Source organism: Agromyces fucosus (genome assembly GCF_004134865.1).
In the GTDB taxonomy this organism is placed as follows: domain Bacteria; phylum Actinomycetota; class Actinomycetes; order Actinomycetales; family Microbacteriaceae; genus Agromyces; species Agromyces fucosus.
In genome coordinates this window covers 382,386-407,627 of sequence record NZ_SDPO01000003.1, presented here as the reverse complement: position 1 = coordinate 407,627, position 25,242 = coordinate 382,386, and the positions used below count along the sequence as shown (strand labels likewise).

General features: G+C 71.3%; 24 protein-coding genes and 1 riboswitch. Of the genes, 15 read left to right on the top strand and 9 right to left on the bottom strand.

The annotated features are described in order from the left end of the window. The first annotated feature begins 78 nt into the window (after nucleotides 1-78). Nucleotides 79-954, top strand: a complete 876-nt coding sequence (locus ESP57_RS13450; protein WP_129231941.1) for an SDR family oxidoreductase — start codon at nucleotides 79-81, stop codon at nucleotides 952-954. 115 nt (nucleotides 955-1,069) lie between these two features. Continuing rightward, nucleotides 1,070-1,546 carry a DUF4442 domain-containing protein gene (locus tag ESP57_RS13445; protein ID WP_129231940.1) on the top strand — a complete coding sequence of 159 codons (477 nt, stop codon included), beginning with the start codon at nucleotides 1,070-1,072 and terminating at the stop codon, nucleotides 1,544-1,546. Nucleotides 1,547-1,673: 127 nt separating this feature from the next. On the opposite strand, the gene ESP57_RS13440 is transcribed toward ESP57_RS13445, so the two are convergent. Both ESP57_RS13440 and ESP57_RS13435 read right to left on the bottom strand, forming a co-directional pair. Next, the gene (locus ESP57_RS13440; RefSeq protein WP_129231939.1) at nucleotides 1,674-2,231 is read right to left on the bottom strand and encodes a dihydrofolate reductase family protein; all 558 of its coding nucleotides are present in this window, start codon (nucleotides 2,229-2,231) and stop codon (nucleotides 1,674-1,676) included. Between the two features lie 98 nt (nucleotides 2,232-2,329). Beyond that, entirely contained in the window at nucleotides 2,330-2,881 is a 552-nt protein-coding gene (locus ESP57_RS13435) for a hypothetical protein (protein ID WP_129231938.1), read from the bottom strand. A 78-nt stretch (nucleotides 2,882-2,959) separates the two neighbouring features. On the opposite strand from ESP57_RS13435, the gene ESP57_RS13430 reads away from it, so the two are divergent. From ESP57_RS13430 to ESP57_RS13385, 9 genes are all read left to right on the top strand, one after another. Next, nucleotides 2,960-3,391, top strand: coding sequence for a hypothetical protein (locus ESP57_RS13430; RefSeq protein ID WP_129231937.1), 432 nt, complete (start codon nucleotides 2,960-2,962; stop codon nucleotides 3,389-3,391). 240 nt (nucleotides 3,392-3,631) lie between these two features. Next, entirely contained in the window at nucleotides 3,632-5,032 is a 1,401-nt protein-coding gene (locus ESP57_RS13425; RefSeq protein ID WP_165877475.1) for a dicarboxylate/amino acid:cation symporter, read from the top strand. Nucleotides 5,033-5,058: 26 nt separating this feature from the next. After that, on the top strand, nucleotides 5,059-5,961 hold the full coding sequence (locus tag ESP57_RS18610; protein ID WP_207904549.1) for a fibronectin type III domain-containing protein: 903 nt from the start codon (nucleotides 5,059-5,061) through the stop codon (nucleotides 5,959-5,961). A 56-nt stretch (nucleotides 5,962-6,017) separates the two neighbouring features. Further along, on the top strand, nucleotides 6,018-8,102 hold the full coding sequence (locus ESP57_RS13410) for a fibronectin type III domain-containing protein (protein ID WP_207904548.1): 2,085 nt from the start codon (nucleotides 6,018-6,020) through the stop codon (nucleotides 8,100-8,102). A gap of 119 nt (nucleotides 8,103-8,221) precedes the next feature. After that, nucleotides 8,222-8,941, top strand: a complete 720-nt coding sequence (locus ESP57_RS13405; RefSeq protein ID WP_129231932.1) for a hypothetical protein — start codon at nucleotides 8,222-8,224, stop codon at nucleotides 8,939-8,941. Between the two features lie 62 nt (nucleotides 8,942-9,003). Beyond that, nucleotides 9,004-9,116: riboswitch (TPP riboswitch) on the top strand. Continuing rightward, entirely contained in the window at nucleotides 9,107-10,018 is a 912-nt protein-coding gene (thiM, locus tag ESP57_RS13400; protein ID WP_207904547.1) for a hydroxyethylthiazole kinase, read from the top strand. It overlaps the preceding riboswitch by 10 nt. Beyond that, complete coding sequence (thiE, locus tag ESP57_RS18745) at nucleotides 10,015-10,677, top strand: thiamine phosphate synthase (RefSeq protein ID WP_129231931.1); 663 nt, start codon at nucleotides 10,015-10,017, stop codon at nucleotides 10,675-10,677. The genes thiM and thiE overlap by 4 nt, the downstream gene beginning before the upstream one ends. Beyond that, complete coding sequence (locus ESP57_RS13390; protein ID WP_129231930.1) at nucleotides 10,674-12,263, top strand: bifunctional hydroxymethylpyrimidine kinase/phosphomethylpyrimidine kinase; 1,590 nt, start codon at nucleotides 10,674-10,676, stop codon at nucleotides 12,261-12,263. Before thiE ends, ESP57_RS13390 begins: the two co-directional genes overlap by 4 nt. Next, a complete protein-coding gene (locus tag ESP57_RS13385) occupies nucleotides 12,260-13,579 on the top strand; it encodes an MFS transporter (protein WP_129231929.1) in 1,320 nt (439 codons plus the stop codon). The genes ESP57_RS13390 and ESP57_RS13385 overlap by 4 nt, the downstream gene beginning before the upstream one ends. A gap of 87 nt (nucleotides 13,580-13,666) precedes the next feature. On the opposite strand, the gene gap is transcribed toward ESP57_RS13385, so the two are convergent. The 5 genes from gap to ESP57_RS13360 form a co-directional block, all read right to left on the bottom strand. Then, on the bottom strand, nucleotides 13,667-14,671 hold the full coding sequence (gene gap / locus ESP57_RS13380) for a type I glyceraldehyde-3-phosphate dehydrogenase (RefSeq protein ID WP_115960688.1): 1,005 nt from the start codon (nucleotides 14,669-14,671) through the stop codon (nucleotides 13,667-13,669). A gap of 121 nt (nucleotides 14,672-14,792) precedes the next feature. After that, entirely contained in the window at nucleotides 14,793-15,746 is a 954-nt protein-coding gene (locus ESP57_RS13375) for a GlxA family transcriptional regulator (RefSeq protein WP_056011622.1), read from the bottom strand. 44 nt (nucleotides 15,747-15,790) lie between these two features. Next, entirely contained in the window at nucleotides 15,791-16,705 is a 915-nt protein-coding gene (locus tag ESP57_RS13370; RefSeq protein WP_129231928.1) for a DMT family transporter, read from the bottom strand. Between the two features lie 103 nt (nucleotides 16,706-16,808). After that, entirely contained in the window at nucleotides 16,809-17,747 is a 939-nt protein-coding gene (locus ESP57_RS13365) for a 5'-3' exonuclease (protein ID WP_243648528.1), read from the bottom strand. Nucleotides 17,748-17,779: 32 nt separating this feature from the next. Next, nucleotides 17,780-19,435: a DUF885 family protein gene (locus ESP57_RS13360; protein ID WP_129231927.1), complete on the bottom strand. Its 1,656-nt coding sequence runs from the start codon at nucleotides 19,433-19,435 to the stop codon at nucleotides 17,780-17,782. Between the two features lie 151 nt (nucleotides 19,436-19,586). Here ESP57_RS13360 and ESP57_RS13355 point away from each other — a divergent pair, with 151 nt between their 5' ends. Both ESP57_RS13355 and ESP57_RS13350 read left to right on the top strand, forming a co-directional pair. Next, the gene (locus ESP57_RS13355) at nucleotides 19,587-21,515 is read left to right on the top strand and encodes a BCCT family transporter (RefSeq protein ID WP_129231926.1); all 1,929 of its coding nucleotides are present in this window, start codon (nucleotides 19,587-19,589) and stop codon (nucleotides 21,513-21,515) included. 10 nt (nucleotides 21,516-21,525) lie between these two features. After that, on the top strand, nucleotides 21,526-22,554 hold the full coding sequence (locus ESP57_RS13350) for an FUSC family protein (RefSeq protein WP_115961576.1): 1,029 nt from the start codon (nucleotides 21,526-21,528) through the stop codon (nucleotides 22,552-22,554). A 74-nt stretch (nucleotides 22,555-22,628) separates the two neighbouring features. On the opposite strand, the gene ESP57_RS13345 is transcribed toward ESP57_RS13350, so the two are convergent. Further along, nucleotides 22,629-22,850: a hypothetical protein gene (locus ESP57_RS13345; RefSeq protein ID WP_056011644.1), complete on the bottom strand. Its 222-nt coding sequence runs from the start codon at nucleotides 22,848-22,850 to the stop codon at nucleotides 22,629-22,631. A 138-nt stretch (nucleotides 22,851-22,988) separates the two neighbouring features. Here ESP57_RS13345 and ESP57_RS13340 point away from each other — a divergent pair, with 138 nt between their 5' ends. Together ESP57_RS13340 and ESP57_RS13335 are read left to right on the top strand one after the other, a co-directional pair. After that, entirely contained in the window at nucleotides 22,989-24,110 is a 1,122-nt protein-coding gene (locus ESP57_RS13340) for a DUF2207 family protein (RefSeq protein WP_129231925.1), read from the top strand. Nucleotides 24,111-24,117: 7 nt separating this feature from the next. Next, entirely contained in the window at nucleotides 24,118-24,816 is a 699-nt protein-coding gene (locus ESP57_RS13335) for an alpha/beta hydrolase family protein (protein ID WP_129231924.1), read from the top strand. 49 nt (nucleotides 24,817-24,865) lie between these two features. Here ESP57_RS13335 and ESP57_RS13330 read toward each other — a convergent pair whose 3' ends face one another. After that, a complete protein-coding gene (locus ESP57_RS13330) occupies nucleotides 24,866-25,099 on the bottom strand; it encodes a hypothetical protein (protein WP_129231923.1) in 234 nt (77 codons plus the stop codon). Nucleotides 25,100-25,242 lie beyond the last annotated feature (143 nt).

Below are 25,242 nucleotides of genomic sequence, written 5' to 3'. Positions count from 1 at the left end.
TGGGTACCACCGCGAGGGAAGGTTGGTGCGAAGCATCCGGTTGACCCATGGTGACCGCAACCGGAAGGACCACCACCCATGACCATCCTCGTCACCGCCGCCTCGGGCCAGCTCGGCCGCCTCGTCGTCGAGTCGCTGCTCGCCCGCGGCGCCGCCCCCGCCGACATCGTCGCGACCGCCCGCGACACGTCGAAGCTCGAGGAGTTCGCCGCCCGCGGCATCCGCACCGCCGAGCTCGACTACGCGCGGCCCGAGACCATCGCGGCGGCACTCGACGGCGTCGACACCGTGCTGCTCATCTCGGCATCGGTGCCCGGCGGCCGCGTCGCGCTGCACCAGAACGTGATCGACGCCGCGAAGGCCGCCGGCATCGCGAAGCTCGTCTACACGAGCGCGCCCCGCGCCACCACCACGAGCCTCGTGCTCGCCCCCGATCACAAGGCCACCGAGGAGGCGATCGCCGCCTCCGGCGTTCCCGCGGTGATCGTGCGCAACAACTGGTACACCGAGAACTACGCAGCGGATGTCACGCGCGCCGCATCGACCGGCGTGATCGCGTCGTCCGTGGGCGACGGGCGCATCGCGAGCGCCACCCGCGCCGACCTCGCCGAGGGCGCCGCCGTGGTGCTGCTCGAAGACGGTCACCTCGGCGAGGTCTACGAGTTCGGCGGGGACGTCGCCTGGAGCTTCCCCGAACTCGCTGTCGCCGCCGGTGAGGTGGTCGGCCGCGAGGTCGTCTTCACCCCGCTCACGACCGAGGAGCACGTCGCGGCGCTGCAGTCGGCAGGACTCGACGCCGACACGGCCGGATTCGTCGCGGCCCTCGACTCCGGCATCCGCGAGGGCGCGCTCTCGGAGACGGACGGCACGCTCTCGCGCCTCATCGGCCGCCCCACGACCTCGCTCGTCGACGGACTGCGCGCCGTCGTCGACGTCGCCGACGCCGCGGCCTGATCGCACGGCGCGGGTGGGCGGCGCGTGCGTGCCGCCCACCCGCCGGCCGGCCGGGCTTGTCGACGGCCTACAAGCGGCTCGCGACATCCGACCGGTCCGCGCAAGACTCGTCGACATGCCCGTGACACCTCGACGCCTCGCCCTCGGCATGAGCCTGTGGATCCCGAACCTGTTCAGCGGCATCCGCGTGAAGCGCTTCGCATCCGACTGGACGAGTGCGACCGTCGAGCTGCACGTGAACGTCTTCACCCGCAACTACGTGAAGACCGCGTTCGGCGGATCGATGTCGGCGATGACCGACCCCTACTTCTTCATGCTCGTCATGCACCAGATCGGGCGCGACTACATCGTGTGGGACACCCGCGGCGAGATCGAGTTCGTCAAGCCCGGCCGGGGCGTGCTGACCGCGCACTTCGCGGTGTCGCCCGAGAAGACGGCCGAGCTGCGCGAACGCGCTCGCGGCGGAGCAAAGGTGCTCGAGTGGTTCGAGACCGAGATCACCGATCGTGACGGCGACGTCGTCGCCCGAGTGCGCCGAGAGGTCTACGTGCGCGAGAAGAAGCGGGTGACCGGTCCGGGTCCGACCGCGTGACGAACGGATGTCTCGAATCGCCGTGTGAGCTCCGCCTCACATGAGGCGGAACTCACACGGCCGTTTCGGAAGGAGATGACGGATGCCGCGGCATCCGCTGCTCGTGAGGCTCAGCGCTTGCCGGCGCTCAGCGCTTGACGTCGAAGACCTGCTTGATGATGCCGTTGGAGTAGGCCTCGCACTCGACGAGGTCGAGGTGCGTATACGGGTCGCCGTCACCGAAGAGGCGCTTGCCGTCGCCGAGCAGCACCGGGAAGACGAGCAGGTGGTAACGGTCGACGAGGCCGGCCGCGGCGAGGCCCTTCGCGAGGGTGGCGCTGCCGTGCACGATGATGGGCGCGCCGTCGCCCTCCTTGAGCTTCGCGACGTCGTCGAGCGAGCGCAGCACGTGCGTGTTGTTCCACTCGGGGTCGGTCAGGGTGCTCGAGACGACGTATTTCGGCATCGCGTTGTACTCCGCGAAGTCGTCGACCATCGTCGGCCAGACGGGAGCGAACTCGTCGTAGCTGACGCGGCCGATGAGCATCGCACCGGCCTCGAGCTGCTCGCGGCCCTTGAGCTCGTACGCCTCCTCGACGAACGGGATGTCCGTGAAGGTCCAGCCGGCCCGCGGGTGCGAGCCGCCACCGGGCGAGTCGATGACCCCGTCGAGGCTGATGAACTCGGTGACGATGAGGGTGCGCATGTTCGTGTTCCTTCCGAGGCGGTATCTCCGCTCTCATTCTGGCGTCGAACGGGGAAGCGGCAGATCGACATCGGTCAGGAATCGCGTGACCGGGCAGCTCACGCCTCCAGGTTGTACTCAGGCACGTACTCGGCCAGAAGACGCGACTTGAGTTGCCTGGTGGCAGGCTCATCGGTGCACACGACCCATGCCACGACGCAGTCGGCGAGGTACCCATTCACGGGGTCGATGAACTTCTCGGAGATGACGCTCGGGCGCTGTCGAGCCGTCCACCTGCTGATTCCGAGCACGTCGACGGCGACGCTAGCGCGGAGAGTGCTTCGGCTCAGGTCGGTATCGGTCGCCCGGTGTGCCCGAAGGCGCCCGCGCAAGCCCTCCCGTCCTGATGCACGACCCACGAACACCGGCTCATCGCCATCGAAGACGACGCAGACACCGGGATCGGTCGGCACGCTGGCGAGGTCGAGAGCACCGAGTGCATGTCGGGGCGCACGGAGGATACTCTTCCAGGCCTTGCCAGGTTCAGCAGGCCGGCGCTGGCTTTCGCCTCCGTCGAGTGCGTCGAGGATCGTCTCGAGGTCCGAGGCATCCTCGGCTCCGTAAGTCTGCATATCGCTCAAGCTGTACCCGTGTCCGGAGTCGCGTCTCATTCTCCGAACGTACTGTGGGGCTCATCGGTGATCGAGCGAACCCACACCAACTGGGGGCATCCGCTCTACGATCGCAGCATGGGCGATGCGCGCGAGCCGAACGGGTCCGAGGAGTCGGACCGGCCCGACGGGCCGTGGTGGACGGGTGAGGACGAGGTCGGCGGCATCGGGTTCGCTCGGTTCTTCGCGTACACGGGGCTGCTCATGTCGATCGCTTCGCTCGTGATCGCCCTCGTGGCACCGCTCGAGGGCGATGCGTTCCGCACGGTGTGGATCACGGGCTTCGCCGCGACCTCGATGTGGATCGCATTCATGGCTGCGCCGCGCTATCGCCGCGAAGGCATGAGGGTCTCCCCGGCTGTTCCGATCACGATGGCGCTCGGGGTGCTGACGATCGCGATCATGATCTACGCCTTCGCCGCGATCGCACTCGCGTCGGTGGGCGTCGAACTCCCGGCTCCTGCGTACTGGTTCGGCGAGCCGACCGGGCCGAGCGGCGTGAACGTCTGACCCGCGCTCGCCTCGACCGGCGATGACGCAGAGCGTCATATGGGCGACGCAGGCCCGCGTCATCCGACGTCGCGGAACGCCACCGAACGACATCGAGTGACGCCGATTCAGCACGCTCAGCGACGTATGCCGTCATAGGCATTCACAGTGCGACACCCGATGCCCCGAGGCATCCGTCGGTCAATACCGTCGAGCCCATGCACCGAATCCGCACCTCATCCGCGCCGCTCGGAGGCCGTCGTGGCTGACCTCGACTGGCTCTCGCTCGCCGCCCTCGCCCTCATCGCCGTGCTCTTCGTCGGCCTGTTCCTGCTGCGCCGAGCGGGTGCGAAGTTCACCCTGCTCACGGTCATCGCGCTCGTCGTCGGCATCGGTGTCGGCCTCCTCTTCCAGGGGCACCTCGACTACGTCGACGTCATCGGCACGATCTACGTCAACGTCATCACGGCGGTCGTCGCGCCGCTCATCATCGTTTCGGTGCTCTCGAGCGTCACCTCGCTCGGCAGCCTCGCGAAACTCCGCACGATCGGCCTGAGCTCGGTCTTCTGGCTCCTCGCGACGAACCTCATCGCGATCCTGCTGACGCTGGGGCTCGCGCTTGCGACGGGCATCGGCAAGGGAGCGAACCTCGAGCTCGCGGGCGTCGACGGCTCGGCCCTCACCGGCCTGCTCGCGCCGCTCGACGAGGTCATCGTCGGGCTCTTCCCGAACAACGTCGTCGGCGACATCTCGTCGAACAACATCATCGCGATCATCCTGTTCACGCTGCTGATCGCCGTCTCGTACCTGATCGTCGCCGACAAGAACGCCGAGAAAGTACGGCCGTTCAAGGAGTTCGTGGATGCCACGCGCCGGGTGCTCTTCAAGGCCGTCGGCTTCATCATCGCCCTGACCCCGTACGCGGTGCTCGCCCTCGTGGCCGTCACGACCTCGACGGCGGTGGCGCGCATCGAGACGGCGCTCGCCCTCGTCGGCGTGCTCGTCATCGCGCTCGTCGCGTGCTTCGTCGACGCCTACCTCGTCAACGGCGTACTGCTGCGGGTCTTCGCCGACCTGAACCCGCTGCGGTTCTTCCGCCTGCTGACGCCGGCGCAGTACACGGCGTTCACGACGCAGTCGAGTATCGGCACGCTCCCGCTCACGATCTCGACGCTGACCCGCAAGATCGGCGTCTCGGACGAGGTTGCCGGCTTCACCGCACCGATCGGCACGACGATCGGCATGCCCGGATGCGCCGGCATCTGGCCCACGCTCGTCGCCGTCTTCACGGTGAACGCCCTCGGCATCGAGTACACGGTGCTCGACTACGTCGTGCTCGTCGTGCTGGGCCTCCTCGTCTCGCTCGGGACCGCCGGAGTGCCCGGCACCGCGATCGTGACGGCGACGGCGGTGCTGACAGCGGTCGGGCTGCCCATCGAAGTGCTCGTGCTGCTGATTCCGATCAGCGCCATCGCGGGCACCGCGAGCACGATGGCGAACGTCACCGCCGCCGCCACCAGTGCCGCGATCGTCGCACGCCGGGCCGGCGCGCTCGACGACGAGATCTTCGCCGGCCGCGCGGTGCACCGCGACGACCTCGACGACCCGGACCTCCCCGAGACGATCACCTCCCACTCCCCCGAACTCGCCGCCAGCCGCTGAGCCGGCCGACCAGAAGGAAGACCCTCATGACCTCCCGACCCCGATTCGCTCGCCGCGCTCGCGGCCTCCGCGGCTTCGCGGCGACCCTCGCGCTCGCCATCAGCGTGCCGACGCTCGTGCTCTTCAGCAGCAGCTCGGCGCAGGCCGCCGGCGACGTCTGCGACCTCTGCTCCATCAACTTCGACCTCGGAGCCTGCGAGGACGCGGGTGGTTACCCGTACGACAGCACGCAGGAGGATCCGCCGCCCGCGCTCGGCGGTGGCGGCGCCCCGGCACCTGCGCCGGCACCCGCCCCGGCCCCCGCGCCCGCACCGGCACCGGCGCCCGCCCCGAACCCGGGCACCTCCGGCGGCAGCAGCTCCGGGAGCACGTCGGAGGGCGACTCCGGCGAGTCGGATGAATCGGCGAGCGCGTCGGAGCCCGGCGCTGCCGCACCGGCGGCTGTCGCTGCGACCGCTCCCCTCGCCCCGGCCGCCCCGCGTCTGGCCGCCAAGGGCAGCTCGCTCACCGTGACCTGGGCGGCGCCGGCCGACGGCGGATCCCCGGTGACGGGTTACAAGCTCTCGCTCAACAAGGGCACGGCGATCCCGCTGGCCGCGACGGCGACCTCGCACACCTTCACCGTGCTCGGCGCGGGTGCCTACACGGCGACTCTGGTCGCCGTGAACGCCGTCGGCGAGTCCCCCGTGTCGAGCGTGTCGAAGTCGGTGACCATCAGCGCATCGACCGCGAAGCCCACCGCGCAGGCCGTCGAGAACACCGCGGCCTCGAGCGGCGGCACCCCCGAGTGGCTCGCCGGTGCCGGCATCCTCGTCGCCCTCGTGGCCGTGGGAGCCCTCGCACTGCTCGGCCAGCGGCTGTTCGCCCGTCGCCGCGCGATCGCGTCGCCCCAGGCCGACCAGCCCGACGAGACATCCGTGCCCGAATGACCGGCCCGTCCCGTCTCCGACAGCCCCAGCTCCACCCCCAACAGAGAGGAAGCACCGTGCCCGACCACCAGCGCCCCACCCCGAGGCGGGCGGCGATGCTGACGGCGCTCGCCATCGCCGGCACCGTCGTGCTCGGCGGTGTCGCGGCCGCTCCGGCGACTGCAGCTCCCGAGAGCCCGACCGACACCGTCGACTACTTCGCCGACGCGTACGAGGGCCTCGGTTCCGACAGCGTCTACGAGACCGTCACCTTCGAGCGATTCGAGTACCTGCTCGGCCAGGAGGGGCGCTTCGCGTTCCTCATCGGCGGACCCGAAGACGCCCAGACGGCGGCGACCGTCGGCCCGATCAACGAGGTCGCGAAGGCCGCGGGTGTCGAGCGCATCTACAACTTCGACCCGCGTCTCGACGGCAATCGCCTCGACATCCGCACGACGACGAATGCCGACGTGGCCCCGCTCTGGGCGCGGCTCGTGGCGAACGCCCTCGGCAAGGACACGCAGACCCCGTTCGACGGGGGCGACGACCCGACGCTGTTCGTCTACGACTCTTCTCACCTCGCGGACGGTGCCGAGGACCGCATCGTCTCGGCGATCACGGCACCGGTCACCGCCGGGCAGCTCGCCGACCCGGCCGCGCTCGCGGCCTACCAGGCGGAGGTCGCCGCAGTGCTCGGCACGGCAGCGGACCTCGACACGAGCTCGCAGTTCACGTTCACCTCGGAAGTCGTGAACGCCAAGCACGCCTCCGCCTACGGCGGCCGCGACGTCTACGGCGGGGCGACGGTGCTCGACGATGCCGATGCCGACTGGCGCGTGCAGACGGTCACCTACCCCGAGCTCGTGAACCTGCTCGAGAGCGACGGCGACTACGTGCTGCTCTTCGGCGGCACGTGGTGCCACAACACCCGCGCCGTGCTGAAGGAGGTCAACCGGCAGGCCGTCGCGAACGACGTCGCGAAGGTCTACTTCTTCGACCTGCGCCTCGACGGCAACTCGGGCAACGACCTGCACATCCGCGACACGGGCTCGGAGTTCGCCGACTTCTACGGCGACCTCGTCACGAAGTACCTGCCGAACCTCGCGACGCAGTACGTTCCCGGGGTTTCCGGCCAGGTCGACTACTTCCCGGGCGGCGACACCTCGAAGGCGCTCGCCACGGCGAAGAAGCTCCAGGTGCCCTACCTGCTCGAGTACGACCGCTCCCGCACCGTCGGCGGCCAGCCGGCACCGATCGCGCAGCAGTGGATCCACTCCAACGGCGACGGCACCTACAAGGAGTACATGACCGAGTGGTGGTACGTGAACGACCTGCCCGGGCGATACGCCGACCGGCCCGACCCCGCGGGTCTCGCTGCGCAGCTCGCCTTCGCCGATGAGGCGATCGCGGCGGTCGGCACCTTCTTCAGCGCGCTGCCGTACGATCCCGAGGTCGTCGCGACCGCACCGGCGACGCCCGACGCCCCCGTCGCGACGGTCACCGGCACCGACGTAGCCGTGTCGTGGACGGCGCCCGCCGACGGCGGCTCACCGATCACGGAGTACCTCGTCTCGTTGAACGGCGCCGCCCCGGTCTCGGTGCCCGCCGGCACGACGACGCGAACCTTCACCGGCCTCGCGGGCGGCGACTACACGGCGACCGTCGCCGCACGGAACACCGTCGGCACCTCCGCGGCATCCGCTTCGTCGGCGGCCGTGACCGTGGTGGCGCCGCCCGCGGTGGACCCGACCACCGTGAAGGGTTCGGTCGAGGTGACCGGCGACCTCGTGCCCGGTGGCCGCATCACGGTCGTCGGCAGCGACCTCGCGCCCGGAGTCGACGACGTCGCGGTCGAGCTCCACTCGACGCCGCAGACGCTCGGCTCGGTGACGACGAACGGCGACGGCGGATTCACGTTCACGGGGACCATCCCCGCGTCGACGCCCACGGGGGCGCACTCGATCGTCGTGACGATCGACGGCGTCGAGGTCGCGAGGTCGTCGATCACGATCGCCGCGGCGGGCGCGGCCTCGGCGAACGCGGGCCTGGCCTCCACCGGAGCTCCGCTCGTCGACCTGCTCGGATGGCTGGCGCTCGCGCTGATCGCCGCCGGCGGTGCGGCGTACGGGATCGTCCGCGTGCGGGCTCGTCGCGCGAGCTGAGCCGACACACACCGATCGGGGGTGGGTGCCACGTGGCATCTGCCCCCGTTCTGTGCTGGCCCCGCCGCGGCGAAGCCACCCTCGTTGCCGTGAGTCCCCTCGCCATGCTGGGATGAGGCATGAGCCTCACCGACCCGAGCGAGACCCGCCGCCTCCGCACCGAGCGCCGCCGGCCCGTCGTGCGCAACATCGTCAGCGCCGTGCTCCTCGCCTCGTTCGCGACGGCCGGCTTCGTCTGGGGCCGGTTGTTCGTCGACGGCATCGACACCGCGGATGCCGCGTTGCAGGTCGTCGCCATCGTGAGCGGCATCATCGCCTGGGGCGGATTCCTCATCTTCTCGATCGCGACGTTCGGGTCGTGGCGCAACGGGCCCCTCGTGCTCGGGCTCGCGCTGTTCCTGCTCGGCGCAGGGCTTGCCTGGCCGGTGCTGCAGCGCGGAGCCTCGCTCCTCGACTTCCCCGGCTGGCTCGGACTGCTGTTCATCGCATTCGGCGTGTTCGTGTGGGTCATGACATTCGTCGCTCGCGGTCGGCAGCGCCGCCGCTCCGCGCGCGAGCTGCAGACGCTGACGGACGGCGTCGAGACCACGGCGACGGTCACCCGCGTGCCGCCCGGGCCGAACCCCTCCAGCCGCGGACTGTGGGCGGCGGTGACCTTCACGTTCACGGATGCCTCCGGCGCGCAGCGCTGGGTCGAGCGCACGATGCTCATCCGCCGGGCCGGCGACGTGAAGGTCGGCGACACGACACGGCTCTGGTACGACCGCGCCGACCCCGGAGCCGACCGGGGAATCGTCGTCGAGCTCGCTCGCGACAACCCGCTGCGCATGGCGCGCTGAACGGCATGACCCTCTGAGACATCCGCTCACTCGAGCCGACCTCGCCGCCCACTAGGCTAGACCGCAGTGACACGGGGTGCCGTGCGCCGCTTCACCCGAAGCGGGCATGGCTGAGAACACACCCGTCGAACCTGATCTAGTTCGAACTAGCGAAGGGATGTCGCGTTGAGCGATCGTCTGTCCATCGACCCTGCCCGGCACTCGGCCGAACTGCTGAACCTCGTTCGCGAGGCGACGCCGCTCGTGCAGTGCATCACCAACAAGGTCGTCACGAACGTGACGGCCAATACACTGCTCGCGCTCGGCGCGGCGCCCGCGATGGTCGACATCCGCGGTGAGGCCGGCGTGTTCGCCGGCATCGCCTCGGGTCTCCTCGTGAACCTCGGCACCCCCACCGAGGAGCAGCGCGACGCTGCACGGGAGGCGGTGCCCTCGGCGAACGCGGCCGGCACCCCGTGGGTGCTCGATCCTGTCGCCGTCGGCGTGCTGCCCGTGCGCACGGCGCTCGCGCACGAACTGCTCGCCGGTCGGCCGACCGTGATCCGCGGAAACGCGAGCGAGATCATGGCGCTCGCCGGAGCGGGGGCCGGAGGCCGCGGGGTCGACGCCTCCGATGCCACCGACTCGGCAGCGGATGCCGCGGCTCACCTCGCGGCGACGCACGGTTCGGTCGTGGCGGTGTCGGGCCCGGTCGATCTCATCACCGACGGCCGCCGCATCGCCCGCGTCGCGAACGGCGACCCGCTCCTCACCCTCGTGACGGGCGGCGGCTGCGCGCTCGGGGCGGTGACCGCGGCCTTCCTCGCGGCAAGCGACGACCCGTTCGCGGGCGCCGTCGCGGCGACCCTCGTCTACACGGTGGCCGCCGAGATCGCCGCGGCCGATCCGGGCGGAGTGGGCACCGTGGGCCCGGGAACCTTCGCCCCGCGCTTCCTCGACGCGCTCGCGCAGCTCACGGCCGAACAGGTCGTCGAACGCGCACGGGTGCGCGTCACGACCGTCGACGCGAGCGGGGTCGCCGGCGAGGTCACGGGCATCGACGCCGCCGACGCCGCCGCTGCGCTGGTGCGCTCGTGAGCGCCCGCACCGCTCTCGACCTCTCGACCTATCTCGTCACCGATGCCGCACTCTGCGGCGAGCGCGGTGTCGCCTCGGTGGTCGGGGCGGCCGTCGACGGCGGGGTGCGCGTGGTGCAGCTGCGCGACAAGGTCGACAGCACCTCCAACCTGCTCCGACTGCTCGAAGACCTCGCGACCGCGATCGACGGTCGCGCCGCGCTGCTCGTGAACGACCGCCTCGACCTCGCGATCGCCGCGCGGGCGAGCGGACTGCCCGTCGACGGCGTGCACCTCGGCCAGGGCGACGCCGCAGCGGCGATCGCCCGCGACCGGCTCGGCCCCGACGCCGTCGTCGGCCTCACCGCGAACGCGCCCGCCCACCTCGAGGCACTGCGCCGGATGCCGCGCGGCACGGTCGACTACCTCGGCGTCGGCGTCATCCGGCCGACGGCGACGAAGCCCGACCATCCGCCGGCCCTCGGCATCGACGGCTTCGCCCGCTTCGCCGCCGAGGCGGAGTTGCCGTGCGTCGCGATCGGCGGCATCACGCTGTCCGACGTGGCACCGCTCCGTAGCGCCGGTGCCGCCGGTGTCGCCCTCGTCTCGGCGATCTGCACGGCCGACGACCCGCGCGCCGTGGCCCGCGATCTCACGACCCGATGGGAGGCGGCACGATGAGCGCACGAGTGGTGACCGCACGAGTCTTGAGCATCGCCGGAAGCGACCCCTCGGGTGGCGCCGGCATCCAGGCCGACCTGAAGTCGATCTCGGCCGTCGGCGGCTACGGCATGGCCGCGATCACCGCCCTCACCGCGCAGAACACGCGGGGCGTGCGCGAGGTGCACGTGCCGCCGGCGAGCTTCCTCGCGGCACAGCTCGACGCGATCAGCGACGACATCACGATCGACGCGGTGAAGCTCGGCATGCTCGCGAACGCCGAGGTCATCCGGACCGTCGCCGAGTGGCTCGCACGCACCCGCCCGCCGATCGTCGTGCTCGACCCGGTCATGGTCGCCACGAGCGGCGACCGCCTGCTCGACGCCGACGCCGAGGAGGCGATCCGGGAGCTGCTGCCGCTCGCCGACCTCGTCACCCCGAACCTCGGCGAGCTCGCGGTGCTCGCGGGTACCGGCGACGGTCCTCCCGTCGTCGCGGCGACGTGGGCCGAGGCGATCGCGCAGGCCGAGAGCGTCTCGGCGCGATACGGCGTGCGGGTGCTCGCGAAGGGCGGTCACCTGCCCGGCGACGCCGCACCCGACGCCCTCGTCGACGCCGGTACCGCGACGATCGTCGACTTCGGCGGCGAACGCATCGCCACGACGGCGACCCACGGCACCGGTTGCTCGCTCTCCTCGGCGATCGCGACCCTTGCCGCCGAGCACGGCGACTGGCCGGCCGCGATCGCCGAAGCCCGGCGGTGGCTCCGCGAATCGCTCCGCCACGGTGAGGCGCTCGGGGTCGGCGGCGGGCACGGCCCGATCAACCACTTCGCCGGCCTCTGGGAGCGCGGCGGCACCCGCACCGCGCCGACGCAGACCGAGGTCGAGGCCGAATGGTGGGCCGGCATCGCCGGCGTGCGGCGGGAGATCGACGAGCTGCCGTTCATCCGCGGCCTCGCCGACGGTTCCCTCGCTCGCGAGCCGTTCCTCGGCTACCTCGCGCAGGACGCCCTGTACCTCCACGACTACGCCCGCGTGCTCGCGGAGGCGGCGCGACTCGCACCGGATGCTCCGGCGCAGGCGTTCTGGGCGAACTCCGCGCACGGCTCGATCGTCGGCGAGCTCGAGCTGCACGAGAGCTGGCTCGGCCCGGCGGCCGGGCGCAGCGCCCGTGACGGGCAGGGCGAGCGCGAGGTCGCCGAACCCGACGGCGCGACGACGGCGTATCTCGACCATCTGCTCGCGACGGCGGCGCGCGGCGACTACGCCGTGCTGGTCGCCGCACTATTGCCCTGCTTCTGGATCTACACCGACCTCGGAGAACGTCTCGCCGCAGGCGAGTTCGGGGCGAAGGCGCTCGATCCGGGGCATCCGTACGCCTCATGGCTCGCGACCTACGCCGACCCGGCGTTCGCGATCGCGACCCGGGAGGCGATCGCGATCACGACCGCGGCCGCCTCCCGCGCCACGCCGGCCGTACGAGAGCGGATGCACCGCGCGTTCGTCGCCTCGTCACGGCACGAACTGGCCTTCTTCGCGGCTCCGCTCGCGACGGTGCCGGCTCGCGAGCCGGCGGGCGAGCGGACGGCGGGGGTGACCGCATGAGCGGCGCATCGACGGCGCTCGAGACCGCGCCCGCCGCGGGTCCCGCCTCCGACCCGACCCGAAGCCGCCGGGCCCTCACCGCGGCGGCCTTCGGCACCGTGCTCGAGTGGTACGACTTCTTCCTCTACGGCACGGCCGCGGCACTCGTCTTCCCGACGCTGTTCTTCCCCGCCGATGACGAGCTCACGAGCCTGCTGCTCTCGTTCGCCGTGTTCGCGACGGGCTTCGTCGCGCGGCCGCTCGGCGGCCTCGTCTCGGGCTCCCTCGGCGACCGCTTCGGTCGTCGGCGCGTGCTCGTGGCGACGCTGCTCACGATGGGCGTCGCCACCGCCCTCATCGGCCTGCTGCCGACCCACGCGCAGGTCGGAGCGCTCGCGCCCGTGCTGCTCGTGGTGCTGCGGCTCGTGCAGGGCCTCGCGACGGGCGGCGAGTGGAGCGGCGCCGTGCTGCTCGCCCTCGAGCAGTCGCCGATGCGGCGCGGGTTCCGCGGGGCGTTCATCTCGAGCGCGGTGTACCTGGGGCTCATCCTCGGCAACCTCGCCTTCGTGCTGCTCGTCGCCCTGCTCGACGAGCAGGCGCTCTACGACTGGGGCTGGCGGGTGCCGTTCCTCGCGAGTCTCGTGCTCGTCGCGATCGGCTGGCGCCTGCGCCGCCGGGTCGACGAGTCGCCCGAGTTCGTCGCGATGCTCGAGGCGCGTCGCGAGGCGCGGCGGCCCATCGCCGAGGTGCTGCGCCGGCCCCGCGGCGTGCTCGCCGTCTTCCTCGTGCGCGTCGGGGTCAACACGACCTTCTACGTCGTCTCGGTGTTCTGCCTGAGCTACGCGACGACGGTCGTCGGCATGCCCCGCGAGGTCACCCTCACGGCGCTGCTCGTCGGAGCGGCGGTCGCCGCGGTGCTCTGCCCGTTCTGGGGCGCGCTCGGCGACCGCATCGGCGCACGCCGCCTCGTGGTGGGCAGCCTCGTCGCCTTCGCCCTGCTGGCCGCGCCGATCTTCCTCGTGCTCGACACGGGGTCGGCGGCGCTCGTCATCGGTGTCGTGGTCGCTGCGATCGGCATCGTGAACTCGGCCTCCGACGGGGTGCAGCCCGCCTACTTCACCGCGATGTTCGACACGCGCGTGCGGTACTCGGGTATCTCGATCGGGCGCGAAGCGGGCGCGATCGTCGGCGGCGGGCTCGCCCCGCTCGCGGCGACCGCACTGCTCGCCCAGGCCGGTCACTGGTGGCCGATCGCCGTCATGATGGCCGTCGCGGCGCTCGTCGGGCTGGTCGGTACGGCGATCGCGCCGCGCGAAGCGGACCGCCGCCCGGGGTGACCCCTCGCGCATCGACGGCCGCGAGCCGGGGACGCGAATGGGCCCGCCTCCATCGGAGGCGGGCCCGTTCGGCGCCAGGGGCGATGCCTACGCCGACGCGCCGAGCAGCGTCAGCGAGTCGATGACGCGGTTCGAGAAGCCCCACTCGTTGTCGTACCACGCGACGACCTTGATGTGGCGGCCGTCGACCCGGGTGAGGTCGGCGTCGAAGATCGACGAGTGCGGGTTGCCGACGATGTCCGTCGAGACGAGCGCCTCGTCGGAGTACTCGAGCACGCCCTTGAGCGGGCCCTCGGCCGCGGCCTTGTAGGCGGCGAGCACCTCGTCGAGGGTGACGTCCTTCGAGACGGTCGTGTTGAGCTCGACGATCGAGCCGACCGGCACGGGCACCCGCATCGAGTCGCCGTTGAGCTTGCCGTCGAGCTTCGGCAGCACGAGGCCGATGGCCTTCGCCGCACCGGTCGAGGACGGCACGATGTTGACGGCCGCGGCGCGGGCACGACGCGGGTCGGAGTGGGGCGCGTCCTGCAGGTTCTGGTCCTGCGTGTAGGCGTGGATCGTCGTCATGAAGCCGTGCTCGATGCCGGCGAGGTCGTCGAGCACCTTCGCGAGCGGCGCGAGCGCGTTCGTGGTGCACGACGCGTTCGAGACGATGACGTGCGAGTCGGCGTCGTAGGCCTCGGTGTTCACGCCGTAGGCGAGCGTGACGTCGGCGCCCTTCGAGGGAGCCGAGACGAGCACCTTCTTCGCGCCGGCGGCGAGGTGCGCCTTCGCGGCCTCGGCGTCGGTGAAGCGGCCGGTCGACTCGAGCACGACGTCGACGTTCAGCTCGCCCCAGGGCAGTTTCGCGGGGTCGCGCTCGGCGAGCACCTTGACGCGACGGCCGTCGATGACGAGCACATCGCCGTCGACCTCGACGGAGGAGCCGAAGCGGCCCGCGGTGCTGTCGTACTTCAGCAGACGCGCGAGGCCGGCGGGGTCGGTGAGGTCGTTGACGGCGACGAGCTCGAGGTCGGCGCCGCGCTCGACGAGTGCGCGCACGACGTTGCGGCCGATGCGGCCGAAGCCATTGATGGCGATGCGGGTGGTCATGGCGGAGGGGTTCCTTTCGATCCGGACCCTTCAACCCTCGCCGTACTGGCGACTTCGCGCGAGTGGCGTGCAGGTCAGTATCCGTAAGGATCTCGCCAACCCGATGCAGCCCGGCCCCGCTTCACTCCCCCGCGGCGAAGGTGTGCCGGTAGTCGCTCGGCGTGACCCCGAGGATGCGCTGGAAGTGGAGCCGCAGGTTCGCCCCGGTGCCGAGGCCTGCGCGCGCGGCGATCTGCTCGACCCCGAGGTCGCTGCGTTCGAGCAGCTCACGTGCCATGTCGACCCTCGCCCGCAGCACCCACTGCATCGGCGTGTACCCGGTGTCCTCGACGAAGCGGCGCGAGAAGGTGCGCGGCGAGACGTTGGCGTTGCGGGCGAGCGCGTCGAGCGTGAGCGGTTCGTCGAGCCGGCGCAGCGCCCACTCCCGCGTCGCCGCGAACACGGGCCCGAGTTCGGGCGGCAGGCTCCGCGGAACATACTGCGCCTGACCCCCGCTGCGGTACGGGGCGGCGACGAGCCGCCGGGCCGCGTGGTTCGCGACGGCGACGCCGTGATCGCGGCGCACGAGGTGGAGGCACAGGTCGATGCCCGATGCCGCGCCGGCCGAGGTCAGTACGGCCCCCTCGTCGACGAACAGCACGTTCGTGTCGACTTCGACGAGCGGATGCCTCGTGGCGAGCGCGCGCGTGTAGTGCCAGTGCGTCGTGGCCCGGCGTCCGTCGAGGAGCCCCGTCGCGGCGAGCGCGAACGCCCCCGTCGAGATCGCTGCGAGTCGCGCTCCGCGCGCGTGGGCCGCCCGGAGTGCGTCGACGACCTCGGCCGGCGGCTCCTCGCGGTCGGGATGCCGGTATCCCGGGATGAACACCGTCTCGGCCCATTCGAGCGCGTCCAGCCCGTCGGCCACGTGGTACGAGAGCCCGTCGCCACCCGTGACGAGTCCCGGCGCCGCCCCGCACACGCGCACCTCGTACGGCATGCTCGCACGGGTCGAGAACACCTGGGCCGGGATGCCGACGTCGAGCGGCTTCGCCCCGGGCAGCACGAGCACGGCGACGCGATGGTTGCGGCGAGTCATCCGGCCAGAATGCCATGTGCCGAAAGGATTCGGCCACCTGCCGCTCAGGCGCGCCGCTGCTGCGCCGGCGCCGCCTCGGGCCCCTCGACCGCGACGGGCGCGCGCCGCCGGCGAGTCACGAGATACGAGCCGGCCAGCACGAGGGCGAACCCGACGATGGTCCACACCGTCACCCGCTCGCCGAGCACGAGCGCACCGGCGAGGATCGCCACGGCGGGGTTCACGTAGGTGATCGCCGTGGCCTTCACCGGGCCGATCTCGGCGACGAGGCCCACCATGAGCAGGAATGCGAGTGCACTGCAGACGACGGCGAGCACGACGATCGACACGATGACCGCCTGCGACGGCCACGCGGTCGGCCAGCCGCCCGTGAAGAGCACGAACGGCACATAGACGACGGCCGTCGCCGCGAGCGAGACGGCGACGACGCCGACGCCGGGCAGGTCGGACATCCATCGCGCGAGGATGGCCGGGCCGAGGGCGTAGCCGACGACGACGACCGCCATCTGCGCGACCGCGATCAGGTCGGAACCGGCGATGTCGAGGCCGACGAGCGCCGCGACGCCGAGCATGCCGAGCGCGAGCCCGAGCCAGTTCAGGCGCGAGAGCCGCTCGGGGCGGCCCATCGCGAACGCGATCGCCACACCGGCGAGCGGCACGGTGGCGAGCAGGAGCCCCGCGGTCGAGCTGGGCAGGCGCTGTTCCGCCGAGCTCAGGAAGTACCACGGGAGGATGATCTCGACGATCGTGTACGCGAGCATCGGCTTCCAACGTCGCACCACGGTCGCCACCTCGCGGCGGAAGAAGGCCAGCGGCAGCAGCAGGATCGCGGCCAGCGCGGATCGCCCGAGCACCACCATCGCGGGGTCGAGTTCGCTCACCGCCACCTTGATGAACAGGTACGGGATGCCCCAGGCGATGCCGAGCGCAGCGAACAGGATCAGCCCTCGACGAGTCACCGGATCATTCTGCTCGTCGACCCACCGGGCCGCGACGGATCCGCTGCCGAATCACCGCGACATCCCGCCATGGCCACCGATGGCGCTCCCGATGGCCGCGGCGTCACCCGGCAGGCGGAAGCGCATCGAGCGCCGCGAGCACGCGGGGCACCGACCCGCCGAGGTTCCACTCCGTCGCGAGCGCCTCGAGCGCCTCACGGCGAGCCCCGGTGACGGGTCGCAGCTGCGAGTCGAACTCGCCGAGATCGAGGTCGCGCACGACCTCGACGACGGTCGGGGCGACGTCGAGGTAGTCGGCGGCGGCGGCGAACTTCGCGCGCACGCTCGCCGACATCGGCACCGAGGCATCCGCTGCCGCCGCTCTGATGCCGTCGAGGTCGACGAACTGCTGCAACAGCGACGCGGCGGTCTTCTCGCCGACGCCGGCGACCCCCGGCAGCCCGTCGGACGAGTCGCCGCGCATCACCGAGAAGTCGACGTACTGCTGGGGCAGCACGCCGTACTTGCCGACGACCGAGGCATCGGTCAGCACCTCGAGCCTGCTCATGCCGCGCGCGGTGTAGACGACCCGAACGGATGCCTCGTCGTCGACGAGCTGGAAGAGGTCGCGGTCACCCGTGACGACGTCGACGGGCAGGTCGGCACCGGTCGCGAGCGTGCCGATGACGTCGTCGGCCTCGTGCTCCGGCGCGCCCACGATGGCGATGCCGAGGAGGCCGAGGACCTCGCGGATGCGCGGGATCTGCACGATGAGTCCGGGCGGGGTCTCCTCGACGTCGACGCCGCCGGGCACGGCCCGCTCGACACGGTGCGCCTTGTAGCTCGGGATGAGCTCGACCCGCCACGCCGGGCGCCAGTCGTCGTCCCAGCAGGCGACGAGGTGCGTCGCCTCGAAGTCGGGAACGAGCCGCGCGATCATGTCGAGCAGCCCGCGCACGGCGTTCACGGGGGTGCCGTCGGGCGCCGTGATCGAGTCGGGCACGCCGTAGAACGCGCGGAAGTAGAGCGAAGCGGTGTCGAGGAGCATCAGTCGGTCGGCCACAGGCCGATCATGGCACGGCACCGGCCGCGCTCCTACCCCGGGAAGGTCTCGGCCCAGTCGCCGGCGGCATCGATCACGTCGACGTCACCGCGATCGCCCAGCAGTTCCCAGCGCTGCAGCGACACCGGCACATTGCCGTTCAGCCACAGGGAATTGTGGAACTCCCGGAGCGAGAAGTCGTCGCCGCTTGCGACGACCGCGTCGGCGAGCAGGCGCTTCACCTCGAGCTTGCCGACGAGGTACGACATCGCGAGACCCGGGGTCGCCACATAGTAGGAGGTCTCTTCGGTGGCCGTCGGGGCATCCATCGGCACGAGCCTGACGAAGAAGCCGATCGCCTCGTCGAGGCTGAAGACCCCCGTCGCGAGGTTCACGTCGACGACCACCCGCAGCGCGCGCAGCCGCATGAAGTTGTGCACCGTCGTCTGCGAGTGCGGCGCATCGTCGAAGAGGCCGGCATCGAGCATGAGCTCTTCGTTGTAGTGAGCGATGCCCTCGTTGGCGACCGAGTCCACATAGTGACGCCGCATGGCGCGGGGGTGCCCCCACGAGAGTGCGAGCTGCTGGCTGTGCGCGCCCTCGTGGATGATGCCGAGTCTCGGATCGCGGGCGTTCGCGGCGTCGAAGTACGGCAGATCGGCTGCGGGTGCCGGCACGTAGGAGACCGCATCGAGCTCGCGCGACTGCTCGTTCGTGAGGTCGTCGGTGACACCGAGGAACGCGACGGGCGCGAGGTAGGCCGGGTACGCCGCGAATCGGTAGCGGCGCAGCGAGTCGGGCTGGCTCAGCAGGCCTTCACGCTCGTACAGGCTCCGGACCTCCTCCTCCGCCTCGGCCTGGGCCCTGATCTCGGCGGCGACGTCGATGGCGAGCGGCGCCTCCGCTGCGTCGCGATGGGCGTTGCGCGAGATCGTCTCAGCAGCGATCGCACGCCGGTACTCCTGCAGGGCACCGCGCACGAGCTCTTCGGGCTCGGCCGCCACGAGCGCGACCTGACGCAGGTACCAGACGAAGGCCTCGCGGCCGACGACGACCTCGGGGCCGAGCCGGTCAGCGGATGCCTCGAGCCACCGTGCATACCGCGTGAGCGCCGCGCTCGCGGCGGGCTGCGCCTCGGCGAGCGCGGTCGCCGTCGCGGCATCGACGTGCCCGGCGAGCGCCGCCACCGAATCGGCGAGGCGCGGGCCGATGTCGGCGAGCTCGGCCGCCGCCACCCGTGCCAGAGCGGCGACCCCGGCGCGCTCGAGGTTCGCGATCGCCTGCTCGACCGCCTGCGGAACGGCGCCGAGCACGCTGACGAGATCTGACTGCCGTTCGGCGCCGAACGGTGGCGCGAGCAGCAGGTCGAACCACGGACCGAGGACCTGGCTCGTGAGGAAGACGGCGTCGCGCTCCCAGTTGCGGAGCACGTCGAGCTCCCAGCGCACCCGCGCGAGCGCCGACCCCAGCAGCCGGTGGTCGACCTGGTCGGGGATCGGCAGCGCCGCGGCATCCGTCGCCCGCCACCGCTCGACGAACGGCTCGAGCTCGCGCCGCTGCGCGTCGATGCTCGCCGGATCGAATCGCGGCACCCAGCCGGGCGGCCGCTCGATGCGCGGGATGTCGTCGGATGTGCGGAAGGAGTTCGCGGCACGCCACTGCCAGAACTCGGTGCCGAGGCGTGCGAGGTCGGCGTCGATGGAGACCATGCGCGCCACGATAGTCCCCGCGTCCGACACGAGGAGTCGCGGACGGGCACGGCGACGGCACGCCGCGGCACCCGCACCGGCCCCCGCACCGGCCCCGGCGCGACCGGCGCGTGCCGATGCGGCGCCGTGCTCGCCTCGATACCGTGGGCGTATGAGCGGTACGACGAACGAGCCGACCGAGCACTCCGATCCGGGCGGAACCCCGGCACGGGCAGCGGATGCCGCGGGCACGACCGATGCCGCGGGTGCGAAGCCGCACCGATCGCTTCCGCCCGTGCAGCGCTGGGTGTTCTGGCCTGCCGCGGGCGTCGTCGCCCTGTTCGTCGCCTTCGCGCTCATCGCCCCGAAGGCGGCCGAGGCAATGTTCGGCGCGATCCAGTCGAGCATCGTCAACACCTTCAACTGGTACTACGTGCTCATCGCCGCGTTCTTCGTGGCGTTCTGCCTGTTCGTCGGCTTCAGCCGGTTCGGCGACATCAAGCTCGGCCGCGACGACGACGAGCCCGAGTTCTCGCTGCTCTCGTGGTTCTCGCTGCTCTTCGCCGCCGGCATGGGCATCGGGCTCGTCTTCTACGGCGTGAGCGAGCCGCTCAGCCATTTCGTCTCGCCGCGACCGGGTGTCGTCGGCACGCCCGAGGCGCTCGCGCAGCAGGCCCTCAGCCAGACCTACCTGCACTGGGGCGTGCAGGCCTGGTCGATCTACGTCGTCGTCGGGCTCGGGCTCGCCTACGCGATCCATCGCCGGCGCCGGCCGATCTCCATCAGGTGGACCCTCGAGCCGCTGCTCGGCAAGCGCGTCGAGGGCGGCTGGGGGCACACGATCGACGTCATCGCCCTCGTCGGCACGCTCTTCGGCGTCGCCACCTCGCTCGGGCTCGGCGTGCTCCAGATCAGCGCCGGCCTCGACTACCTGGGCGTCCTCGAACCGACCGCGCTCAGCGAGGTCGTCATCATCCTCGTCATCTCCGTCTTCGTGCTGTGGTCGGTGCTCTCCGGGGTCACGAAGGGCATGAAGTGGCTGTCGACGGCGAACCTCGTGCTCGCCGGCATCCTCGTCGTCTACGTGCTCGCGCTCGGGCCGACCGAGTTCCTGCTGCGCGAGTTCGTGCAGTCGATCGGCAACTACATCAAGAACTTCATCGGCCTCTCCTTCAACGTGAGCGCCTTCCAGGGCACCGAGGGCGAGGAGTGGCAGGCCGCGTGGACCTCGTTCTACTGGGGCTGGTGGATCTCGTGGGCGCCGTTCGTCGGCATCTTCATCGCCCGCGTGTCGAAGGGGCGCACCGTGCGCCAGTTCGTCGCGGGCGTCATCCTCGTGCCGACCCTCATCGGCATCCTCTGGTTCGCCGTGCTCGGCGGCTCGGCGCTCGCGATCGAGCTCGCCGACCCCGGCGCGCTCACCCAACCCGACGGCAGCGTGAACGTCGAGGCGGCGCTCTTCGAGCTGCTCACCTACATTCCCGGCACCCCGGTGCTGACGGTCGGCGTGATCCTGCTCATCACGATCTTCTTCATCACCTCGGCGGACTCCGGCGCACTCGTGATGGGCATGATCGCGACGGGCGGCCAACTGAACCCGAAACGCTGGGTGCGCACGATCTTCACCGCGATCACGGCGCTGCTCGCGATCGCACTGCTGCTCAGCGGCGGGCTCAAGGCCCTGCAGACGGCCGCGATCATCATCGCGCTGCCGTTCAGCATCGTGATGCTGCTCATCTGCTGGTCGACGATCATCGCCTTCACCCGGGAGCGCCGCGCCTACGCGAAGGCCGAGCGCGCGCAGTTCATCGACCACATCGGCGAGCACTACGGGCTCGAGGTCGAGGAACCGCTCGAGCGCGGTCTCGTCGCGGGACAGCCGAAGTGGGTGAGCGGGTTGCGCAAGCGCCTCCGTCTGGGCACGGATGCCGCGGCGCCCCGCCGCGCCTCCCCCGCGACACTCGCCGAGGAGAACGCCCTGCCCGACTCGGTGCCGACCGCCGACGTCGACGAGATCGTCGACCACGACCCGCTGGCCGTCACCGACGACCCCGACATCCCCGAGCACGGCGAAGACGAGCCCCGCGGCATCCCGCAGTAGCGTGGTCCGCATGGGCATCACCGGCACGTTCCGCGCCTCCCGTCGCGTGCCGATCCTGCAGGTCGCGAAGGCCTCGGCCGCGACGATCGCGGCGTGGCTCATCGCCGGCTGGCTGATCCCGGGGCCGCTGCCCGTCTTCGCGGCGATCGCGGCGCTGCTCGTGGTGCAGCCGAGCGTGAACCAGTCGTTCGGCAAGGCGATCGAGCGGTCGATCGGGGTGATCCTCGGCGTGATCGTCGCCACTGCCGCGTCGCTCGTCTTCGGGGTGAACAGCTGGATCATCCTCGTCACGATCGTGATCGCGATGCTCGTCGCGTGGGCGCTGAAGATGACGCCCGGAACCTCGAACCAGGTCGCGATCAGCGCGATGCTCGTGCTCGCGCTCGGCTCCTCGTCGCCCGAGTACGCCGTCGACCGCATCCTCGAGACCCTGATCGGCGCGGCGATCGGCATCATCGTGAACGCGCTCATCGTGCCGCCGGTCACCGTCTCGCCGGCGCGGCGCGACCTCGCGCTCCTCGGCGGTGAACTCGCGGGCTCCCTCGACCGCCTCGCGAGTGCGCTCGAGAGCCCGCAGACGCCCGCCGACCTGCAGCGTCTCATGGTCGAGGCGCGGCTCATGCGGCCGATGCGCGATGCAGCGGATGCCTCGATCGCCACAGGTGAGGAATCGCTCACGCTGAATCCCCGACGCTCCGCGCACCGCACCGAGCTCATCGAGATGCGCACGCTGCTCGAGCGCCTGAGCCCGATCGTCACCCAGGTGATCGGCATGACGCGGGCCTTCTTCGACCACTACGACGCGGCGCTCGCCGACGAGCCCACCGTGCAGGCGATCGCCGAGCAGTTGCGCCGGGCCGCCCACGACGTGCGGCTCGCCGTGCACCTCGCCGACGTCGACCCCGAACCGCCCACCTCGGCGATCCCGGCCCTGACGTCACCGCTCGTGATCAGGCCGCCGAAGTCCGGTCACTGGATCCTGATCGGCTCCCTCATGGAGGACCTTCGCCGCATCCGCGACGAGCTCGTCGAGGAGTAGCCTCGGCTCGCGACTCGTGCCCGGAACTCGTCGGCTCGCGATTCGTCAGCTGGAATTTTGTCAGCTGGCATTCGTCAGCTCAGGCGGTCGCGCACCGCCGCCCCCCACTGGAAGCCGCATTCGCGGCAGTCGAAGATGGGCTCCTCGTCGTGCGCGAGCGCGCCGGCGGCATCGCCCGCCTCGACCTCGAAGTCGAGCGGTCCGTAGACGATGGCGCGCACCGCGAGCGAGTCGCAGCGGGGACACGGCTCATCGATCACCAGGTGGGGTGCTGAGTGCTGCATCTGCTTCGTCATGGCTGTCACGGTACGCCGGGCCTCCGACATCCGCGGCACCGTGCAGGCGCGTCGCCCGACCGCCGCACACGCGCAGGCCAGCGACCGCCTGACCCCGCGTTCCCGCTCGCCGGGTCGCCGAATCCCTAGACTGGGCGCGTGCTGACCGCCGTCCTCGTCTTCGCGATCCTGCCCGCGTTCCTCATCCTGGGGCTCGGGCTGGTCGCGCGCGCGGTCGCGGCCCAGCGCCTCACGCCGCGCGTGGTGCAGTACGCCCCCGCGCGCGACACGACGGTGCTGCGGGATGCGCTGCTCGTCGATGCCGATCGGCGCGCGGCATCCGCTGCCCTCATCGACCTCGCGGTGAAGCGCAAGATCCACCTGATCGCCGGAGCGGGCAAGCGCGAACCCATCGGCGTCGAACTCGTCTCGGGAACGGTGCTCACCGCCGAGGAGGCGGCACTGCTCGAAGCCCTCTTCGGCCCCGAGCACACGAGCACGCGCGTGCGCCGCTTCTCGGCCGATCGCCGCGCCCTGGCCGGGCGGCTGAAGAGCCTGCTGCTGAACACCGAGCACGCCCTCGCGCGCGACGGGCTCGTGGCCGAGCGCCGTGTCACGTGGCCCGGCGTCACCCTCACCGTCCTCGCCTACCTCGGCATGCTCGTCGAGGCGCTCTTCCTCGTCTTCACGATCATCGGCGGCGAATGGGGCGCGCTCATCGCGACGCTCGTCGCGATCGCCGCGACGATCGCGACGATCTTCGTGACGCCTTCGTCGTGGCGCAAGTTCCTGCCGGCCGCCGACGCCCGCCGCGAGCACCTCGCCGGCCTGAAGCAGTACCTCGAGCTCGCGGAAGCCGACCGGCTCCGCGTGCTGCAGTCACCGAGCGGCGCAGAGCTGCGCACGACGGATGCCGCGGCATCCGAGGCTGTCGTGACGCCGGACGTTCCCGGGGCACTCGCGCCGGCGGCCGTGTCGCCCGCGTCGTCCGTGGCGCCGGGGGCGGACCCGATCGCCCGCTTCCACCTGCACGAACGGCTGCTGCCGTACGCCGTCGTCTTCGGGCTCGAACGCGAGTGGCTCGCGAAGCTGAAGCTCGAGCACGCAGAGCTCGCGACGACGAACCTCGACAGCCTCGGCGACCTCGTCGACGTCACCGCCGAGATCGCCGTCGCGATCGAAGCTGCCGGCAGCGTCGTCGAGCTGACCTCGGCCGTCGGGGACCTCGCCGACGGCGCGGGCAATGTCATCGGCGGCGTCTTCGAACTGTTCAACTTGTAACGGGCACATGAACACCGCCGCAGAACAGCCCATCACGATCGACGTCGACGGCGTGCCCGTCTCCGCCGTCTCCGCACGGCCGCCGGGAGCGACGACCACGATCGTCGTCGCCCATGGCGCGGGCGCCGGCATGGAGCATCCGTTCATGTCCGGCTTCACGCGAGCGCTGAACGACGACGGGATCGCCACCCTGCGGTTCAACTTCCCGTACCGCGAGGCCGGGCGGAAGTTCCCCGATCGCCCGCCGGTCGCGATCGCGACCTGGCGAGCGGTGATGGATGTCGCGGCCGCACGCGCGGCCGCAGCCGGCCGCCCCGGTGAGCCGATCTGGGCATCGGGCAAGTCGTTCGGCGGACGCATGGCGTCCATGGCCGTCGCCGAGGGCATGCCGGCCGCGGGCCTCGTCTTCCTCGGCTATCCGCTGCACGCGCCCGGCAAGCCCGAGAAGCCGCGAGACGAGCACCTGCCGGGCATCACCGTGCCCATGCTCTTCCTGCAGGGACGCAACGACCCGTTCGCCCAGCCGACCGAGCAGCTCGACGACGTCGTCGCCCGGGTCGGGCCGAATGCCACCCTCGACTGGATCGCCGAGGCGAACCACTCGTTCGAGGTGAAGGGCGCCAAGCGGCCGGCCGCCGAGATCGGCGCGGGGCTCGCGGTGCCCGTCGCGGCGTTCATGCGGGCGCACTCGCCGACGATCGAGTAGCGAGACCGCGGTCGGGGCGGATCCGACGGCGCCGCTCGGACGGCGCCGCTCAGAGGGCTGCCGAGGCCCACCAGACGATGATGAACAGGCCCATCGCGACGAAGGCCAGGCCCACGATCAGGAAGACGACGGCGCCCGGACCGCGGGCTCCGGCGCGCGCCACCGTCGACTGACGCTCGGCCGTGATCGTCTCGGAGAGCCAGCGGCGTTTGGCGATGAGCACGACGCCCACGGCGAGCGCGAGCACGGCCCACGCGAGGGCGAAGGCCAGACCGAGTTCCACCCGACCAGCCTATCCGCGGCGACGGAAGCCGAGGACGAAAGCTGGGGACGAAGGGTGCCAGACGGGACTGAACGCCCGCTCCGAACCCACGCGACATGCAGAAAAGCTTTGATCTGAGGGGGCGCGTTCTGCTAGGAAAGGGA

Coding starts and splice junctions, on each gene's coding strand:
- ESP57_RS13390 (WP_129231930.1), top strand. CDS start 10,674: ATGAGCGCACGAGTGGTGACCGCACGAGTCTTGAGCATCGCCGGAAGC.
- ESP57_RS13335 (WP_129231924.1), top strand. CDS start 24,118: ATGAACACCGCCGCAGAACAGCCCATCACGATCGACGTCGACGGCGTG.
- ESP57_RS13375 (WP_056011622.1), bottom strand. CDS start 15,746: ATGACTCGCCGCAACCATCGCGTCGCCGTGCTCGTGCTGCCCGGGGCG.
- ESP57_RS13435 (WP_129231938.1), bottom strand. CDS start 2,881: ATGAGACGCGACTCCGGACACGGGTACAGCTTGAGCGATATGCAGACT.
- ESP57_RS13440 (WP_129231939.1), bottom strand. CDS start 2,231: ATGCGCACCCTCATCGTCACCGAGTTCATCAGCCTCGACGGGGTCATC.
- ESP57_RS13345 (WP_056011644.1), bottom strand. CDS start 22,850: ATGACGAAGCAGATGCAGCACTCAGCACCCCACCTGGTGATCGATGAG.
- ESP57_RS13430 (WP_129231937.1), top strand. CDS start 2,960: ATGGGCGATGCGCGCGAGCCGAACGGGTCCGAGGAGTCGGACCGGCCC.
- ESP57_RS18610 (WP_207904549.1), top strand. CDS start 5,059: ATGACCTCCCGACCCCGATTCGCTCGCCGCGCTCGCGGCCTCCGCGGC.
- gap (WP_115960688.1), bottom strand. CDS start 14,671: ATGACCACCCGCATCGCCATCAATGGCTTCGGCCGCATCGGCCGCAAC.
- ESP57_RS13445 (WP_129231940.1), top strand. CDS start 1,070: ATGCCCGTGACACCTCGACGCCTCGCCCTCGGCATGAGCCTGTGGATC.
- ESP57_RS13350 (WP_115961576.1), top strand. CDS start 21,526: ATGGGCATCACCGGCACGTTCCGCGCCTCCCGTCGCGTGCCGATCCTG.
- ESP57_RS13450 (WP_129231941.1), top strand. CDS start 79: ATGACCATCCTCGTCACCGCCGCCTCGGGCCAGCTCGGCCGCCTCGTC.
- ESP57_RS13385 (WP_129231929.1), top strand. CDS start 12,260: ATGAGCGGCGCATCGACGGCGCTCGAGACCGCGCCCGCCGCGGGTCCC.
- ESP57_RS13405 (WP_129231932.1), top strand. CDS start 8,222: ATGAGCCTCACCGACCCGAGCGAGACCCGCCGCCTCCGCACCGAGCGC.
- ESP57_RS13360 (WP_129231927.1), bottom strand. CDS start 19,435: ATGGTCTCCATCGACGCCGACCTCGCACGCCTCGGCACCGAGTTCTGG.
- ESP57_RS13355 (WP_129231926.1), top strand. CDS start 19,587: ATGAGCGGTACGACGAACGAGCCGACCGAGCACTCCGATCCGGGCGGA.